Origin of the sequence: Phytoactinopolyspora endophytica, from assembly GCF_004138495.1 — a bacterium.
Lineage (GTDB): Bacteria > Actinomycetota > Actinomycetes > Jiangellales > Jiangellaceae > Phytoactinopolyspora > Phytoactinopolyspora endophytica.
In genome coordinates, this window is the sequence record NZ_ML142852.1 from 447,223 (window position 1) to 461,972 (window position 14,750).

The following is a 14,750-nucleotide window of genomic DNA, read 5'->3' on the forward strand; positions in this document are numbered from 1 at the left end:
AAATTCCGCCCACCCAGCGCGAAGACGCGCTCTGGCACATCGTCCAACCACCACGAGACCAAGTCCAGGTGATGAGTGCTCTTGTGCACGGATAGCCCACCGGAGAGCTCACGGCGGCGATTCCACCGTAGGAAGTAGCTTGCGCCGTGGCGGATATCCACGTGATATTCCAGCGTCACATGGGTAGGCAGTCCCACTGCCCCATCCCCGATTAACCGCTTGATCAGCTGATGCCGCAACGGATACCGAAGGTTATGTGTCACCCGTACGCTTGCTGGCGACACGCGCTCGGCCGCTAGTACCCGTCGCGCGTCTGCAGCCGTGGTCACCATCGGCTTCTCGGTGATCACATCGATGCCTCGCGCCAGCGCCGCGACGATGTAATCTACGTGCGTATGGTCAGGCGATGCCACGATCACCGCATCCGGAGCGGTCTCAGCCACCATCTCAGCGAAGCTGTCCGGGGCGAACCAAGGCACAGGCGATTCGCCAGCAGGCAAGATCTCCCTGTTGAACTGTTCTACGCGATCCTGGTCAGGATCGACGATCGCCACCAACTCGCCATAATCCGAATAGTCCTCCACGATCGCGCCGGGCCCCAGCGACGTATCTCCGCGGAGACCCACCAGTGGGCGCACAAAACTCGCCACGCCACGATTCGACAGACCACAGATCGCGTATCTACAACGCTCGGCCCCAGTCATCACGTCATACTCCCCTTGCTCAATCTCAACTTCCGTGTCGCTAAACGGGTGTGATGGGCATCACGAGGTCGGGCAATAGGGGCCGGGCGGTCAATGCAGGCCACGTTGGCCCCGCAGGTCGCGGTCCGGACTCACTTGGAGAGGACGATCAGGGAGCCCGACGAGTGCTGCGTCGTCGGCCCACCGTTCATCACCGCTGTGCAACTGGCGGATGAGCAGAGTGATGAGCCGATCTCGGGTATCGGTGTGGTCGCGGGAGCTGGCAAGGTCGCACAGCTCGTAGGGGTCAGTGTCGAGGTCGAACAGCTGGATGCGGTTGCCCGTTGGATAGTAGATCAACTTGTACTGCCCGTCGTGAATCATACGGGTAGCTCTGTCGTCTTCTCCGTGCTCACCGAAGAGCCAGTCACGGCGGTCCTCCCCGACCATGGAGCGGCCACCCACAGTATCTGGAACGGAGAGCCCAGCCAGGTCGAGCAGAGTTGGCATGACGTCTTGCAGGCCCACGAGGCGGTCGTCAACGTGGCCCGCGCGTACCCGGCTCTCGACACGCGGCGCCGAGAGGATCATCGGGATGTTCGCTGAGCCTTCGTAGAACAAGGATTTGGCCCACAGTCCGTGGTCCCCGAGCATATCGCCGTGGTCGGAGCTGAACAGGACGACGGTGTTATCCAGCAGCCCTTCCTCACGCAGTGTGCCGATCACCACCCGCAGCTGGTGGTCGATATGCGTGCACAGCGCGTAGAAAGCGCGCCGGACAGCCCGGATGCTGGCGTCACTTAGTCCGCGCGGACGCCGAGCTTCGATGAGAAACTTCACCAAATACGGATGAGCATCGTCATCGGCCGCCCAACCGCCATGGCTCGGATCGTCAATATTGCCGTCGGCGTACGCGTCCCAATACTCCCGCAAAGGTGCCAGCGGCGGATGCGGATGAACCTGTGACAGGTACCAGAACCCTGGCCTGCCAGGGTCACGCCGCTTGATAATCCGGCACATTTGCTGAGTGGTCCACGTGGTGGGGTGGCAATCTTCCGGCAGATGCCACGGCCGGTGCTCATAGCCGTTGTTCCCCAAGCCGTGAGCGAACTGCTGGCCAGCGAAGCCTCGATCCGTCAGGTATTGCTCGTAATCGTCGGCGACGCCGAACTGGGTCCGGCCCTCCTCGTTGAGCAGCACGTCGTCGAACCCAATCCGGTCTCGCTGTGGGTAGACATGCAGCTTGCCAACTGCGTACGCCTGATACCCGGCGTTCCGAAAGGTTTGCGCCAGGGTCGGCAAATTCCGCATCTCCGCCTTGCCGCCCGCCATGTCCCGCACACCGTGGCCGCGTGGAGCGGTGCCGGTCATCAACGTGCGGCGCGCCGGCACACAAGTCGGCGCCTCGCTGTACGCCCGCGTAAACCGTGTCCCACTACGTGCCAAAGCGTCCAGCGTTGGCGTCTGTATGACTGGATGCCCAGCCGCGCCCAACAACCGACCAGGCCAATGATCCGTCATCACCAACAAGACGTTGGGGCGCTGTTCTGCACTTCGGCCACGCTCCAAGCGCGCGCTGTTCAACACGACCTCTCTTTCGAACGGGTCTCATGGCCTGTCTATATCAGACCCGCTCATGATGTGCGACGACAATCATCAACCGCCTGTGAATTCACGGAACTAAACCATGGGAGTTGGCCGGGCAGGGCGTGACGACACCGAGGTGTCAGGCCCTTGTGGCCGTCCGGTGACACTGTTTTATCCGGCTATGCTGTCTCATTCCACTGCAATACCAACCGCATGCGCCGTTCCGCTTTCCTTGTGCCAAACTTTCTCAGCCGAGTGGTCAACCCACTTGCTTTAACCGAAGCCGGTATCCGGTCAGCGCTCAGGTCGCCCGGCCCTCCCATTCACCGACATTCGCACCCAATGCCCCGGCGATGTCTCCACCAACTCCCCACTCGTGTCCACAGCCACATCAGGATTGTGCGTCCACGGTGGCGGCTCTCCATGAATCGGAAGCACGGCAGCCAACAACGCCTGCGTGTAGGGATGCTGAGGACGGCCGAACAAGCGCGGAGTTGAGGCGGTTTCCATGATGTGCCCAGATGCCATAACGATGATTCGGTCACACAAGCGCTGCGCGACTGCCAGGTTGTGGGTGATGAACAGCATCGACAACCCCAACCGCGACTGGAGGTCCTCGAGCAGGTCCAGCACCTGCGCCTGGATCGACACATCCAACGCGGAGGTGGGCTCGTCACACACCAACAACTCCGGCTCCAACGCCAAAGCTCTGGCGATCGCCACGCGTTGTTGTTGTCCACCGGAGAACTGCCGCGGATACTGATTCACCCGCTCACGCGGAATCCCCACCAGGTCGAGCAGCTCCACCGCCCGCGCCTCCCGCTCAGCTTTGCTTCCTACACCGTGCACCCGCAGCGGCTCGTGCACGTTTGCCGCCACGGTCAGGTGCGGCAGCAGCGACGCGTACGGGTTCTGGAACACCATCTGCACCCGCCGACGCAGTCCTTTCAGCTCGCGTCCGGCGGCGGTGAGCATGTCGTGACCGTCGAAGGACACAGAGCCGGCACTGGGCTCGACCAGGCGGGTGATCAACCGAGCCAGGGTGGACTTTCCGGAGCCGGACTCACCGACCACACCCAAGGTCTCCCGCGCTGCGATCGCGAAGTTCACGTCGGTCACGGCGTGCACGTCTCCGCCCCGGCCATGGAACACCTTCGCCAGATCCTGCGCCCAGATCAGCTCGGTAGCGTATCCTTCGGCAGTGACGGTCGTACCTGACTCATCGATCCGAGATGTCTCGACGTCTCGGCGTTGCTCGCCGACATTGACAGCAGGCACTTCGGTCCTGGCACCGCGTGCAGGGGCGCCTGTAGTAGCCCCTTTGTCAGCCGTGGCGAAGCTTGTGTCTCGTTCGTCAGCTGTGGTGTCGACGTCGAGCGCAGTGTCCAGCAGCTGCTGGGAGTAGGCGTGCTGGGCGTTGGTGATGAATGTGCGCACCGGGGCGCTTTCGACAACGTCGCCGTGGCGCATCACGACCACCTCGTCGCACAGATACTTCGCGACGCCGAGATCGTGGGTGATCATGACTGTGGCCATCCCGTCCTCGCGTAGTTGCTTGAGCACGTCGAGCACCTGACGCTGCACGGTCACGTCAAGCGCGGTCGTCGGTTCGTCGGCGATCAGCAGCTGCGGGCCGGCAACGATGGCCATCGCGATCATCGCCCGTTGGCGTTGCCCGCCGGAGAGCTGGAACGGATACATCCGGATCCGCTCGGCCGGTTCCGGGATCCCGACCCGATCCAGAGCCTCAACAGCCCGCTGTGTGGCTTCACGGCCGGTGGCGATGCCGTGCCAGCGCAAATGCTCGGTCAGCTGCACTTTCAACGTCCGAGTCGGATTTAGTGCCGACATCGCGTTCTGAAACACCATCCCCACCTGCTGCCCCCGCACCGCACGCAGCTTCGGCTCCGGCAACGCCAGCAGATCTTCCCCTGCCAGCAGCGCGCTCCCAGATACCTGCGCAGTTTCCGGAAGCAGTCGCAGCATCGCCCGCATCGACACTGTCTTACCCGACCCGGACTCCCCCACGATCGCCACCGCCCCACCCACCGGCACCTCCATGTCCAGCCGGTTCACCGCCGCGGAAACCTCGCCACGTCGATTTCGGAACTCCACCGCGAGCTCGCGCACACTCAACAATGCGCCAGTCACCGCCTCTGCCCCGACGCGGCCAGTCGATGCGGCGTTGTGCACAGCGTCGTGCTTGTCACGCCCACTGGCCCAGTTCCGGCTCATGCGTGGTCCTCCTCGGACGAATCAAACGCATCCCGCAACCCGTCCCCCGTCCAGGTGAACGCGAGCATCGTGAGACTGAACAGAGCAAGAGGAGCGGCGATCAGATGCGGGTGCGCCAACACATACGTGTATCCATCGATGATCATCGCGCCCCACGAAGGCGTCGGAGGCGCCACACCCAAGCCCATCAGCGCCAGCCCGGATTCGGCGATGATCGCGCCCGGGATCGCGAAACTCGTGGTGACCAGCAGGGGGCCGACCGCATTCGGCAGGATGTGGCGCACCGTGATCGCGACCCCGCCCGTGCCGATCGAGCGCGCCGCCTCAACATACTCAAGGTTCTTCATCTTTAACACTTGTGCGCGGACCAGGCGGGCCTGGGTGACCCAGCCGGCGATCCCGATCGCCAGAATGATCGCGAACACCGACCGGCCCATGATCACCACCAGCAGCACGGAGAACAGGTAACTCGGGAACGCGTACATCACATCGGTAAACGACATCAACAACGACTCCGCCTTGCCGCCACGCCACCCCGCCCACAGCCCGATGATCAGTGCGACCAACAAAGCGACCAGCTCAGCCGAGAACCCGATCATCAACGCCGTCCGCAACGAGTACAGCAACCGGGAGAAGACATCGCGGCCTAGCTGATCCGTGCCCAACATATGCCCATCGGTCAACGGCGGCAGCAGCCGACCGGCAAGGTCCTGCTCCGTGTATGACATCGGCGCCAACCACGGCGCAGCTATAGCCACCGCCACTAACACACCAATGAAGATCAAACTTCCCAGCGCCAGCTTATTCCGCTTGAACCGCGCCCAACCTCGGCCCAGCTCACTCTGCGCCCGCACACCCTTCCCCGAGCCTGCTCCGAGTGCACCACCGACAGCGAGATCCTTGGACAACCCAGCCCTGGCGAGCTCATTCACGCCGTCACTCACAACGACACCCCCACACCAGCACCAGCCCGCGGCGGCCGTTTACCGCCACCACCGTCATCGCCACTGTCACCACCGAACACCTGCGAATCCCGTAAGAACGCCGGTCGCTTCGATCGACGCCAACTCCCGCCCCTACGCTGCTCATGCCGGATCCGCGGATCCAGCAATCCATAGGTGAGATCGACTATCAGATTGAGCACCATCAAAATCGCGGCGAAGAACAACGTCGTCCCCATCAAGAGCGGCATATCACGCGTCCGCGCAGCCAACGTGAACAACCGCCCCAACCCCGGGATGCCCAACAACACCTCGACAAAGACAGTTCCGGTCGCCAGCGCAGCAAAGATCGGCCCCACCACGGTCACCAACGGGATCAACGAGTTCCGCAACACATGCCGCACCAGCACTGTCCGCTTGGCACCCCCCTTGGCATACGCCGCCGTCACATACTCATCCCGCAGCGCCTCCAACATCGAAGAGCGCACATACCGCGCCAACTGCGCCGTCGGCTGCACCGCCAACGCCACCACCGGAATGATCATGTACTCCGGGCCATTCCACCCACGAACCGGCAACCACCCCAACCCCACCGAGAAGATCAACACCAACAGCAACGCGAACAAATACCCCGGTAGAGCCTGAATCGTGGTCAACGTGAAGATCGAACCGTAATCAGCCAACCGGTCCTTCTTCACCGCCGCCAACATCCCGATCGGGATCGCGATCACCAACGTCAACAACGTGGCTGGCACTGCCAGCGAAAGCGAGACCGGGAACGCCTCACCGATCAACTCCTCCACCGACGTCTGCGGGTACTTGTACGTGGGACCCATATCCCACGTCGCCAAACCCTGCATAAACGTCACATACTGCTCCCACGCCGGCACATCATCCCCATACCGGCCCACCAAATCCCCACCATCAGCCGACGTCTGATCACCCAACGCCGTCGAACCGACGTCAGCGAGATCCGAAAACGACCCCGGCACCAACTGCAACAACCCAAAAGTGATGATCGACACCACGATCAACGACAACACCAACCGCACCAACCGCCGGCCCAGATACGACAGCACAGTCATACCTCGCATCCGACCCAGGTAGAAGCCGTAATCGTGGTTCGTCGCCTCATCGGTCTCCTCTGCTCACGACGCAGGTCGCGCCACAATCCAAGCCGTACGTGCCCACGCATTACAGCTCGGTCTCTTGCGTCTCTGACATCACGTTGATCTCAAACTCTGAGCCGAGCCTGGTCTGCATTGCGAAGGTGACCACACGCTACAATTTGCAATCGGTTGTTGCAATAGCAGAAAGGTTGCGTTCACATAACGTTGCACGTGCAACGCCGATAAAGTTGCTTAATCTTGCGGCGCTGACACCCTTCACAAGCCCAAAGAACTGCGCCGTGCACAACGAGGTTGTACGATCCTGTACTATCGCTGCAGTTGCAGCAAAATCGCCGAAGGAAGCCGCTGATGAGCGTCACACTCGCCGACGTCGCACGAGCCACCGGGCTTTCTGCGTCCACGGTGTCACGAGCCCTGTCCGATCCGGACAAGGTCAATGCCAAGACGCGAGAGCGGATCCGCAAAGCTGCGCGAGAGATGGGGTACGTGCCCAACCCGGCGGCTCGGACGTTGACGTCGGGCAGCAACGACGTCATCGGGCTCATCGTCCCGGACATCGCCAACCCGTTCTTTCCGCCGATCATCAAGGCGGTGCAGGCCCGGGCCACTGTCAAGGGCAAGACGGTTCTGATCGCCGACGTTGACGAGCACCCGGCCGATGAGATCCAGCGTGCGCAGGTCATGCGCAAGCGCGTTGACGGGCTCATCGTGGTGTCCCCTCGCACCCCCGAGGAACGGCTCCAGGAGCTGATGGCCTTGGAGCCTGTCGTGTTCGTCAATCGTCAGGTCCCCACCGCCGCCAGCGTCATCATCGACAACGCGGACGGGATGCGCGAGGCGGTGGAGCATCTCGCCGCGCTAGGACATCCGAAGATTTGCTACCTCAACGGGCCACGGCGGTCATGGTCGAACAGCCAACGCCAACGCGCCGTACAACAGGCGTGCGCAGATCAGGGCGTCGAGCTGGTCGAGTTCGGGCCGTTCGAGCCGCAGATCCAAGCAGGCGTGCGCGCCGCCGACCTTGTGTCCGCATCGAAGATCACCGCGGTCATCGCCTACGACGACATGATCGCGCTCGGCCTCATGGCCAGGCTAAACGAACGCGGCATCCGGATTGGTCCCGACATCAGCGTCATAGGCATCGACGACAGTCCCATGTCCGGCATGGCGTACCCGACGCTCACGTCGATCCACGTTCCCGGGTCAGAGGCAGGAGCGGCGGCTGTCGACATGGTTCTCGAACTGGCCGCCGGGTCGGAGGCGGCCACCACTCGCCACGTGCAACTGGAAACCAGGCTGATAGTCCGGGGCTCTACTAGCCCAGCCCCCGCCCGCGCCGAGTGACCTGCGGTCATTTCCGCCGCCACGACGCTTGAGTCTTCGGCTTATGTAACACCGCCCGGAGGGACCCGTTCGGCGGCGTGCGGCGAGGCGAGCATCGGACTGTCTGCCTGGGAGACCGGCTGGTCACCGTCAGTTGTGGGTTATGCTGCGCACTGTGCTCGGCGTGCCCGCCGAAGGAATGTCCTTCGTCCCGGCCGACGCAGGCTCGAGGAAGAGCGTGGCGTGCGGGCTCCGTCGCAGGATCGTCGCCGGGCATGCAGCACTCACCTCGTCGTGCAATGTCCTGGCCACGGCCGCAGCTTTGCGGGCTTCCGGCGCGCAGACCTGCACGTGCCTCGCCGACAAAAGGCCCGGAATCGTCAACGAAATGGCCTGATGAGGGACATCGTCGCTGCCCGGGAAATGCCCCTCGCCCACCTGCTGAGCGCGAGACTCCGGAGCTAATGTGATGCCCCGGACCCACCGGTCATCATCGAACCGAGCTTCGAATGGCTCATTGAACGCCAGGTGCCCGTTCTCACCGATGCCCATGCACACCAGATCCAGCGGTGCCGCCCGCAACACGCCCTCATACCGGTCACACTCTGCCGCAATGTCGGGTGTGTCACCAATGATGTACTCGACCGCCTGCGGCGAGAAGCGATTCTCGATCCGTTCCCGGATCCAACGACGGAAGCTGGCCGGATGTGCCTCGTCGATACCGACGTACTCATCCATGTGAAACACGACCACCCGGCCCCACGGAACGTCCTGCTCCGTCAGAGCATCGGTGAAGGCGAACTGCGAATTCCCCGTGGCGATTACCACACGAGCCGACCCGCGCGACGCTACCGCGGCTCGCAGGATGCCCGCCGTGTTCGCGGCAGCTGCCCGCCCCATCTCTTCCTCCGACGCATAGACCTGGACATCGAGGTCATCCGCTCGAAACCGCTGAACCAGCTTGGACAAGGCCCCTCCTGACAGAGATCGAATCGAGTTATTGCAACAATACTGCAATCGCGGTCACATTGCACTTTTACCTGTTCAAGTCCTTATCTTGGCGCCATAACGGCCACCCATTGCAGCAACTTTGGAGAGTGGTCCACACAACGTTGCGAGCTGGAGTGCAGAGCCGTTCCGCATGGTCGCGCGCATTAGAGTAGGCCAAGCTCAACCCGGAATCGTGGGCCAGGCAGGCATGCTAAGCGGTCTGATGTCCAGACCTGACCGAATACGCACAGCCAGTTCTCGCCGAGAAGCAGCCTGATGTCGGCTCGGCGCAGCCTCGTTCCAGCAGACGTCGGGTCAGGTTCGGCGCCTCGGCCAGTGCCTCAAGGCCAGCGGGGAGTGCCAGGACGCGGAGACGGACGCCCGTGGCTATGGCACGCCGTCCCGCACGTACTTCTCGACGTCGCGCAGCAGGTCCCGGGCTGGTGTCGTCGAACCCCCAGGAAGATGCGTTCGATGCCGGCCCGGGGCCGACGAAGATACGATCACGCCCAAACTGGTCTGTCGGATGGCGAACCCAGCAGAGGCGCTCCAACAGCTGCACTTAGACCACGAGAACCCACCCGGTGTTGCGTTAAACGGTTGAATCCGCCCGGCTTGTTCCGGGGGGAATGCCCACCGGGCGCGGATGGCGCGCCGGTAGCGGGCGTTGATTAGCTCGATCGCCATCTCAAGCGTTATCGAAGATTGACCGTCTGGATGCCGGGCGTGGATCGTCGACGTCGGCTTGTCGACGAAGACCTGCTTGTCCGCCTCGAGCAGGCATCCTCCCTGTGCAGGCCGTGCAGGTTACACACCACCGCCGCGGTGATCTCGTCGATCACGTCTTCAGCGAGCCGACGACGGTGCCGGTTCCGCCCCGGTCCGCGAGATCGCGGTTCTTCTCCGTCTCGCCGCCGGCCATAGCGAGACCCGGGCGTCCCGGCGGTACTGGTCGATGTTGAGATGGCGGACGAAATGGGCCGCGTAGGAATTCTCGGCGCCGCGACGCCTATCCGTAGCACGTGCGGCCTCCTCCGTGTACGCTCTTGCAAGCGGTTGCAATAGCTTGTGTACCGCCCCGGCCACTTGGCCAATAGCGAGCTGAAGGGAGCACCTGGTGTGAGCGAACCAGTAGGAGTAGGCCTGATCGGTATGGGGAGCATCGGGCTGCGGCACCTCGAGGCCATCAGCGCACTCGGCGGAGTCCGCCTAGTCGCGGCCAGCGGCGGCACCGCCACAGCCCTCGCCGAGGCCGGGCAGCCGGACGCCCGCTATTGTGCTCCCGAGGAGGTGCTCTCTCATCCCGAGGCCGAGATCATCGTCCTGTGCACGCCGAGCGGACTCCACGGCGAGCAGGCGCTCGCCGCCCTGCGTGCGAACAAACACGTCGTGGTGGAGAAGCCGATCAGCGTCGACGTCGCGTCGGCCGAGGAGATCGTCCGGCTCGCCGCCCAGCGCAGCCGTTTCGTCAGCGTGATCTCGCAGCGGCGCCTGGAGCCCCAAAACCAATACCTCAAGCGACTGCTCGAGGAGGGAAGCCTCGGGCGGCCCATCCTCGGTGAGACGTTCTGCCACTGGCATCGCGACGACGAGTACTACGCCCATGCCACCTGGCGAACAGAACAGCACAGCGGCGGTGGCTCGCTGATCAATCAGGGACTGCACAGCGTCGACCTCCTCGCCTGGCTCCTGGGTCCGGTCACCAGCGTGACCGCACAGTACGCCACGCTGGGGCGCGAGATGGACGCCGAAGACACCACCGTCGCCACCCTACGGTTCAGCTCCGGGGCGCTCGGGCTCGTGGGCACCACCACGGCCGCGCCACCCGGCAGGCCCGCCGCTCTGGCACTGTTCACCAGTGCCGGTTCACTGGAGTTCGCCAACAGCGACGTGGTGCGGTGGGACGTCGACGGCGTTCCGGGACCGTCGGACCAGACAGCCGGCACGGCCGGCAGCGGGGCCTCCGACCCGCGGGCCATCGGACTCACCGGGCACCTCACCCAGTGGTGCGACATCCTCACCGCATATCGGACCGGGCGCCAGCCTGCAGTCTCCGCACAGGACGGGCTGGACACCGTACGGCTGATATGCGGCATCTACCAGGCGGCGGAAACCGGCCGCGAGGTCACCATGGAGGTCGGGCGATGATCCGGTTGGCCATAGCTGGAATGGCACACCCACATGTGCTGTATCTCTTCAACGAACTGCCCCGTCAACCGGACGTCCGGCTCGTCGCCGTCTCCGAACCAGACGCCGCGCTCCGCGACGCCTACACCGACCACGCCGCTGGCCGGCCTGTCTACGCCGACCATCGGGAGATGCTCTCGGACCACCAGGTGGACGTCGTGGCCGTGAACGGCGCCTACGCTGACCGGGCCGACGTCATTCTCGATGCCCTGACCGCCGGGGCACAGGTCATCGCGGACAAGCCGATATGCACGTCACTCGACCAACTGGCCACCATCGAGGCCACCGCCTCCCGCACCGGGAACATCGTCTCGGCCATGTTCGAGAAACGTGGCTACCCGGTCACTCTCGCCGCGCGCAGGCTCCTCGCCGACGGCTTACTCGGCGACCTGTCGCTGCTGGCCAGCACGGGGCCGCACCAGCTTCGCCACCGGAAGCGGCCACCATGGTTCTTTGGCAAGGACTACGGCGGGATCCTCGGTGACCTCGCTGTGCACGACGCCGACATGGTCCTCGCCCTGACCGGCGCCACCGGTGGCCACGTCGTCGGCTCGACCGGCAAGCGCGCGTATCCGGAGTATCCACAGTTCCACGATCACGGCGCGATGCTCCTCGTCGCCGGTGACACCACCGCCACCATCGACGCGCACTGGCTCGCTCCGGAAGCGGCGCGAGGCAACGGCGGCTACGAGATGCGGATCGTCGGCACCCGCGGCACCGCACAGCTGCGCTGGACCGAGGCGCGCCTCGACGTGGCGACCCACGGCCGCGACGCCTGGCAGGAGACCCTTCCGCCGGGACGCCGGCCCGCCGAGGACTTCTTCACCGCGCTGCTGTCGGGGCGCGCACCGGAGGTCTCCACGACCGAGACCATCACCGCCTCCCGCATCGCGCTGCTCGCCCAGCACAGCGCCGACAACGGCGGCACCGTCGAACACTGGTCCCAGACCCACTCCGGGTAGTGCGGGCAGCCATGTACCTGTCGGATCAGCACAGGGCAGGCCGTCCACCGCCTCATGCAACGCGGTGGAGCGGGCCCGCGGCGACGCCAGGATCAAGTCGTCCACCGGGCCGTGAAACCGGCTGATCAGATCGGCTTCCGCGGCGCGGTGCGCTTCCGCGTCGACGAGCAACACCGACCAGTCATGGTCACCCGCCGCCGGCCGCTGGACGGCACGGACCAGGGGCGGCATGAACGGGTTGGTGATATCCGGTACCACCAGACCCACCATCGCCGTGCGACCCGTGGCGATGGCACGCGCGGACTGGTTCGGCCGGTAGCCCAGTTCGGCGCGGCCGCGAGGATCCGCTGCCGGACCGCCTGAGCGACGGAGTAGATTATGGCCCGAGGCACAGGGGACCTCCTCACGCTCCGGCCAGACGGACTCCGCTGGCGCAGTTTCTGTCCGCCCCGGCGGCCCACTCAGCGGAAACCCGGTCTGCCGCCGGGCCTGTGCCATCAGTGCGATCTACCGCGGACGGCCGGCGTCGCGTACTTCCTGCACCGCTCGGCCAATCTGGTCCCACTAGACGACCTGGTCCCGAGAACTGCGACTCCGTCGACCAACCCGCCCACGCCAGACTGCTCGAGTTTATCCGGGTCATAGGGTGGAATTCGTCGCGGCTGTACAGAGCCACTTCTGTCTCCTCAACCGCCACGGCGAGCACGCACAACGGCGTCTCCGTCCACAGCGTTCACCTGGCCGCGTTCGGCGAGCCTTCTCCTCCGCTCCCGAACAGTAGCGCGGCCGCGAAGACAACCAAACTCGACTTCCACCTTATGCTCGTGCACTCCTACGGCATCCGCCGGCACTTCATCCGCACCGACGCCGCCGGATACCGGCTGATCACCCCCGTCTCCGCCGACCTCCCCCACTCCCCTCGGCGTCCTGCTCCGGCATCGCCTCACGAACCACACGTACATGCCGTCGGTGTTCCCATCCGCCGTCGGGCAGCCGGCCCGCACCGACTACCCACTCACCTCGATCTCGAACTGGGCGCCCGACACGCTGCCTACCCTCAAAAATCCTGTCGCCTTATCAATATGGGATCAGGTCTCGCTGAGAATGTCGGCGGCCATGACCGGGTTGCCTGCGGTGAGGCCGCCGTCGAGCATAACTGTGGTCCCTGTAATCCAATCGGCCTGGGGTGAGGTGAGGAACGCGGCGAGGTGGACGACGTCGTCGGGGGTGCCGAGGCGTCCGACGGGGTACCATCGGCCGACGCGCTCGAGCACCGTGGGGTCGCGCTCGATGCGCGCGTTCCATGCGCCGGGAGTGAGGATGGTGCCGGCACCTATGCCGACGGTGCGGATGCCGTCGGGGCCGTAGCGCACGGCGATGCTGCGGGTGAGCGAGTCCAGCCCGGCCTTGGCGGCGCTGTAGGCCTCGTTGCCGACATACAGTTTGGCGTTGACCGACGAGATGTTCAGAATCACCCCGCCACCACGTTTACGCATCCCGGGCAGCACCGCGCGGGCACACAGATAGGGCCCGCGTAGCGCGGTGCCGACTTGGGCGTCCCACTGCTCGGGGGTGGTATCGATCAGGCTGGCCTCATCGGCGAACGCGGCATTGTTGACCATCACATCGACAGCGCCCCAGCTGCCGTGTACCTCGGCGAAGACCCGGTCAATGTCGTTCTCGTCAGAGATATCCGCCGCGTGGTGACTTACCTGGCCCTTGGAGGGGTCGAGTTCGTCGGCGAGCGCGGCGACACTGTCGGCGGTCCGGCCGATCAGAGCGACTCGGGCCCCGGCAGAGGTATACCAGCGGCTCAGCGCCGAGCCGATCCCGCCGGCCGCCCCGGTCACCACGACCACCTTGTCCTGCCAATGCCTGTTTGCCATGGAGCTTCTCCTCGCTTTCGTCGGCTCTTTGACGCGGCACGTCGCTCGCGCCTCTGGTGTGCATGCTGTCCCCTTGGGATGCGTGGCGAAGCGGTTAGAAGAATGTGCGCACGACGCCGACGACGTGTTCCTCGTCGTCGATGACGGGTATCGCGCGCCATTTGTCGAACGTCGTGCATGGATGCGAGACGCCGAGCTCGACCAGGTCGCCGACCTTCAGCAGCTCTGGTGTGGTGACGTGGAGGAAGCCGTGCTGGTCGTTGAAGTGGTCCACCACAACCGTTGCGGAGTCGCACGGTTGGTCGTGTCTGTCACGACGGCGGCGCAAGACGGGCGGCGGTGTGGTGTCGGTGCCGATGTCGCGTTTGCCGGCGTCGATGATCGCCAGGTGCGGTTCCGTTGTGGACAGCACGTGGGACCACAGACGCATGGCCGGGCGCAGTCCGTCGGGTCCGGGCAGGGGTGTGTTGGTGTGGTAGATGCCGTGGTCGTGGGTGAGGCAGCAGCCGGGACGGATCACTACCTCCACGTCGGCGCCGACGTTGGTGACCGTGGCTAGCTGATCACGGGCGCGGCTGAGCTCGTCGGCGACGATGTCGAAGAACATGCTCCCGCCGGCGGAGAGCACCACCGGGCCGCCGTCGCGTAGTGCGCGCCGGTTGGCCAGCTCGTGCGCGACGGTGCCGATGCGGGCAATGAACTCGCTGACGTCGGCGATCGTGGCCGGGTCGCGCGTGGCGCCAATGACGCCTTCGAACCCGGCGACGCCGGCGAGTTCCAGCCCGCCGGTGGCGGCGATGGCCTCGCCGACTTCGACCGCGCCGGC

At 64.6% G+C, this 14,750-nt stretch carries 11 protein-coding genes; 3 read left to right on the plus strand and 8 right to left on the minus strand.

Annotated elements, in window-relative coordinates; all coding sequences use genetic code 11:
- The 5 genes from ELR45_RS10445 to ELR45_RS10465 all read right to left on the minus strand — a co-directional run.
- Nucleotides 1-704 (minus strand): Gfo/Idh/MocA family protein (locus ELR45_RS10445; RefSeq protein ID WP_165367658.1); only part of this gene is annotated, 704 nt, incomplete at its 3' end.
- A 90-nt stretch (nucleotides 705-794) separates the two neighbouring features.
- Complete coding sequence (locus ELR45_RS10450) at nucleotides 795-2,270, minus strand: sulfatase-like hydrolase/transferase (RefSeq protein ID WP_276320668.1); 1,476 nt, start codon at nucleotides 2,268-2,270, stop codon at nucleotides 795-797.
- 294 nt (nucleotides 2,271-2,564) lie between these two features.
- Complete coding sequence (locus tag ELR45_RS10455; protein ID WP_129665679.1) at nucleotides 2,565-4,505, minus strand: dipeptide ABC transporter ATP-binding protein; 1,941 nt, start codon at nucleotides 4,503-4,505, stop codon at nucleotides 2,565-2,567.
- Nucleotides 4,502-5,449, minus strand: coding sequence for an ABC transporter permease (locus tag ELR45_RS10460; protein WP_205856349.1), 948 nt, complete (start codon nucleotides 5,447-5,449; stop codon nucleotides 4,502-4,504). The genes ELR45_RS10455 and ELR45_RS10460 overlap by 4 nt, the downstream gene beginning before the upstream one ends.
- Entirely contained in the window at nucleotides 5,446-6,489 is a 1,044-nt protein-coding gene (locus ELR45_RS10465; protein WP_205856350.1) for an ABC transporter permease, read from the minus strand. The genes ELR45_RS10460 and ELR45_RS10465 overlap by 4 nt, the downstream gene beginning before the upstream one ends.
- 435 nt (nucleotides 6,490-6,924) lie before the next feature.
- Between ELR45_RS10465 and ELR45_RS10470 the strand changes: the two genes are divergently transcribed.
- On the plus strand, nucleotides 6,925-7,920 hold the full coding sequence (locus tag ELR45_RS10470; protein WP_129665683.1) for a LacI family DNA-binding transcriptional regulator: 996 nt from the start codon (nucleotides 6,925-6,927) through the stop codon (nucleotides 7,918-7,920).
- Between the two features lie 129 nt (nucleotides 7,921-8,049).
- Here ELR45_RS10470 and ELR45_RS10475 read toward each other — a convergent pair whose 3' ends face one another.
- Nucleotides 8,050-8,868, minus strand: a complete 819-nt coding sequence (locus ELR45_RS10475; protein ID WP_205856351.1) for a glucosamine-6-phosphate deaminase — start codon at nucleotides 8,866-8,868, stop codon at nucleotides 8,050-8,052.
- A gap of 1,140 nt (nucleotides 8,869-10,008) precedes the next feature.
- On the opposite strand from ELR45_RS10475, the gene ELR45_RS10480 reads away from it, so the two are divergent.
- Nucleotides 10,009-11,037 (plus strand): Gfo/Idh/MocA family protein, encoded by a 1,029-nt coding sequence (locus tag ELR45_RS10480; RefSeq protein WP_205856352.1) that lies wholly within the window; start codon nucleotides 10,009-10,011, stop codon nucleotides 11,035-11,037.
- Nucleotides 11,034-12,038: a Gfo/Idh/MocA family protein gene (locus ELR45_RS10485; RefSeq protein ID WP_129665685.1), complete on the plus strand. Its 1,005-nt coding sequence runs from the start codon at nucleotides 11,034-11,036 to the stop codon at nucleotides 12,036-12,038. The genes ELR45_RS10480 and ELR45_RS10485 overlap by 4 nt, the downstream gene beginning before the upstream one ends.
- A 1,088-nt stretch (nucleotides 12,039-13,126) precedes the next feature.
- Here ELR45_RS10485 and ELR45_RS10490 read toward each other — a convergent pair.
- Both ELR45_RS10490 and ELR45_RS10495 read right to left on the minus strand, forming a co-directional pair.
- Nucleotides 13,127-13,924 carry an SDR family NAD(P)-dependent oxidoreductase gene (locus ELR45_RS10490; protein ID WP_129665687.1) on the minus strand — a complete coding sequence of 266 codons (798 nt, stop codon included), beginning with the start codon at nucleotides 13,922-13,924 and terminating at the stop codon, nucleotides 13,127-13,129.
- A 94-nt stretch (nucleotides 13,925-14,018) separates the two neighbouring features.
- Nucleotides 14,019-14,750: type III PLP-dependent enzyme domain-containing protein (locus ELR45_RS10495; protein WP_476704127.1), on the minus strand; the 732-nt coding region annotated here is incomplete at its 5' end.

What these genes read in the sequence shown, in the direction of transcription:
- ELR45_RS10455 (WP_129665679.1), bottom strand. Translation starts at nt 4,505, where the DNA reads ATGAGCCGGAACTGGGCCAGTGGGCGTGACAAGCACGACGCTGTGCAC.
- ELR45_RS10470 (WP_129665683.1), top strand. Translation starts at nt 6,925, where the DNA reads ATGAGCGTCACACTCGCCGACGTCGCACGAGCCACCGGGCTTTCTGCG.
- ELR45_RS10485 (WP_129665685.1), top strand. Translation starts at nt 11,034, where the DNA reads ATGATCCGGTTGGCCATAGCTGGAATGGCACACCCACATGTGCTGTAT.
- ELR45_RS10490 (WP_129665687.1), bottom strand. Translation starts at nt 13,924, where the DNA reads ATGGCAAACAGGCATTGGCAGGACAAGGTGGTCGTGGTGACCGGGGCG.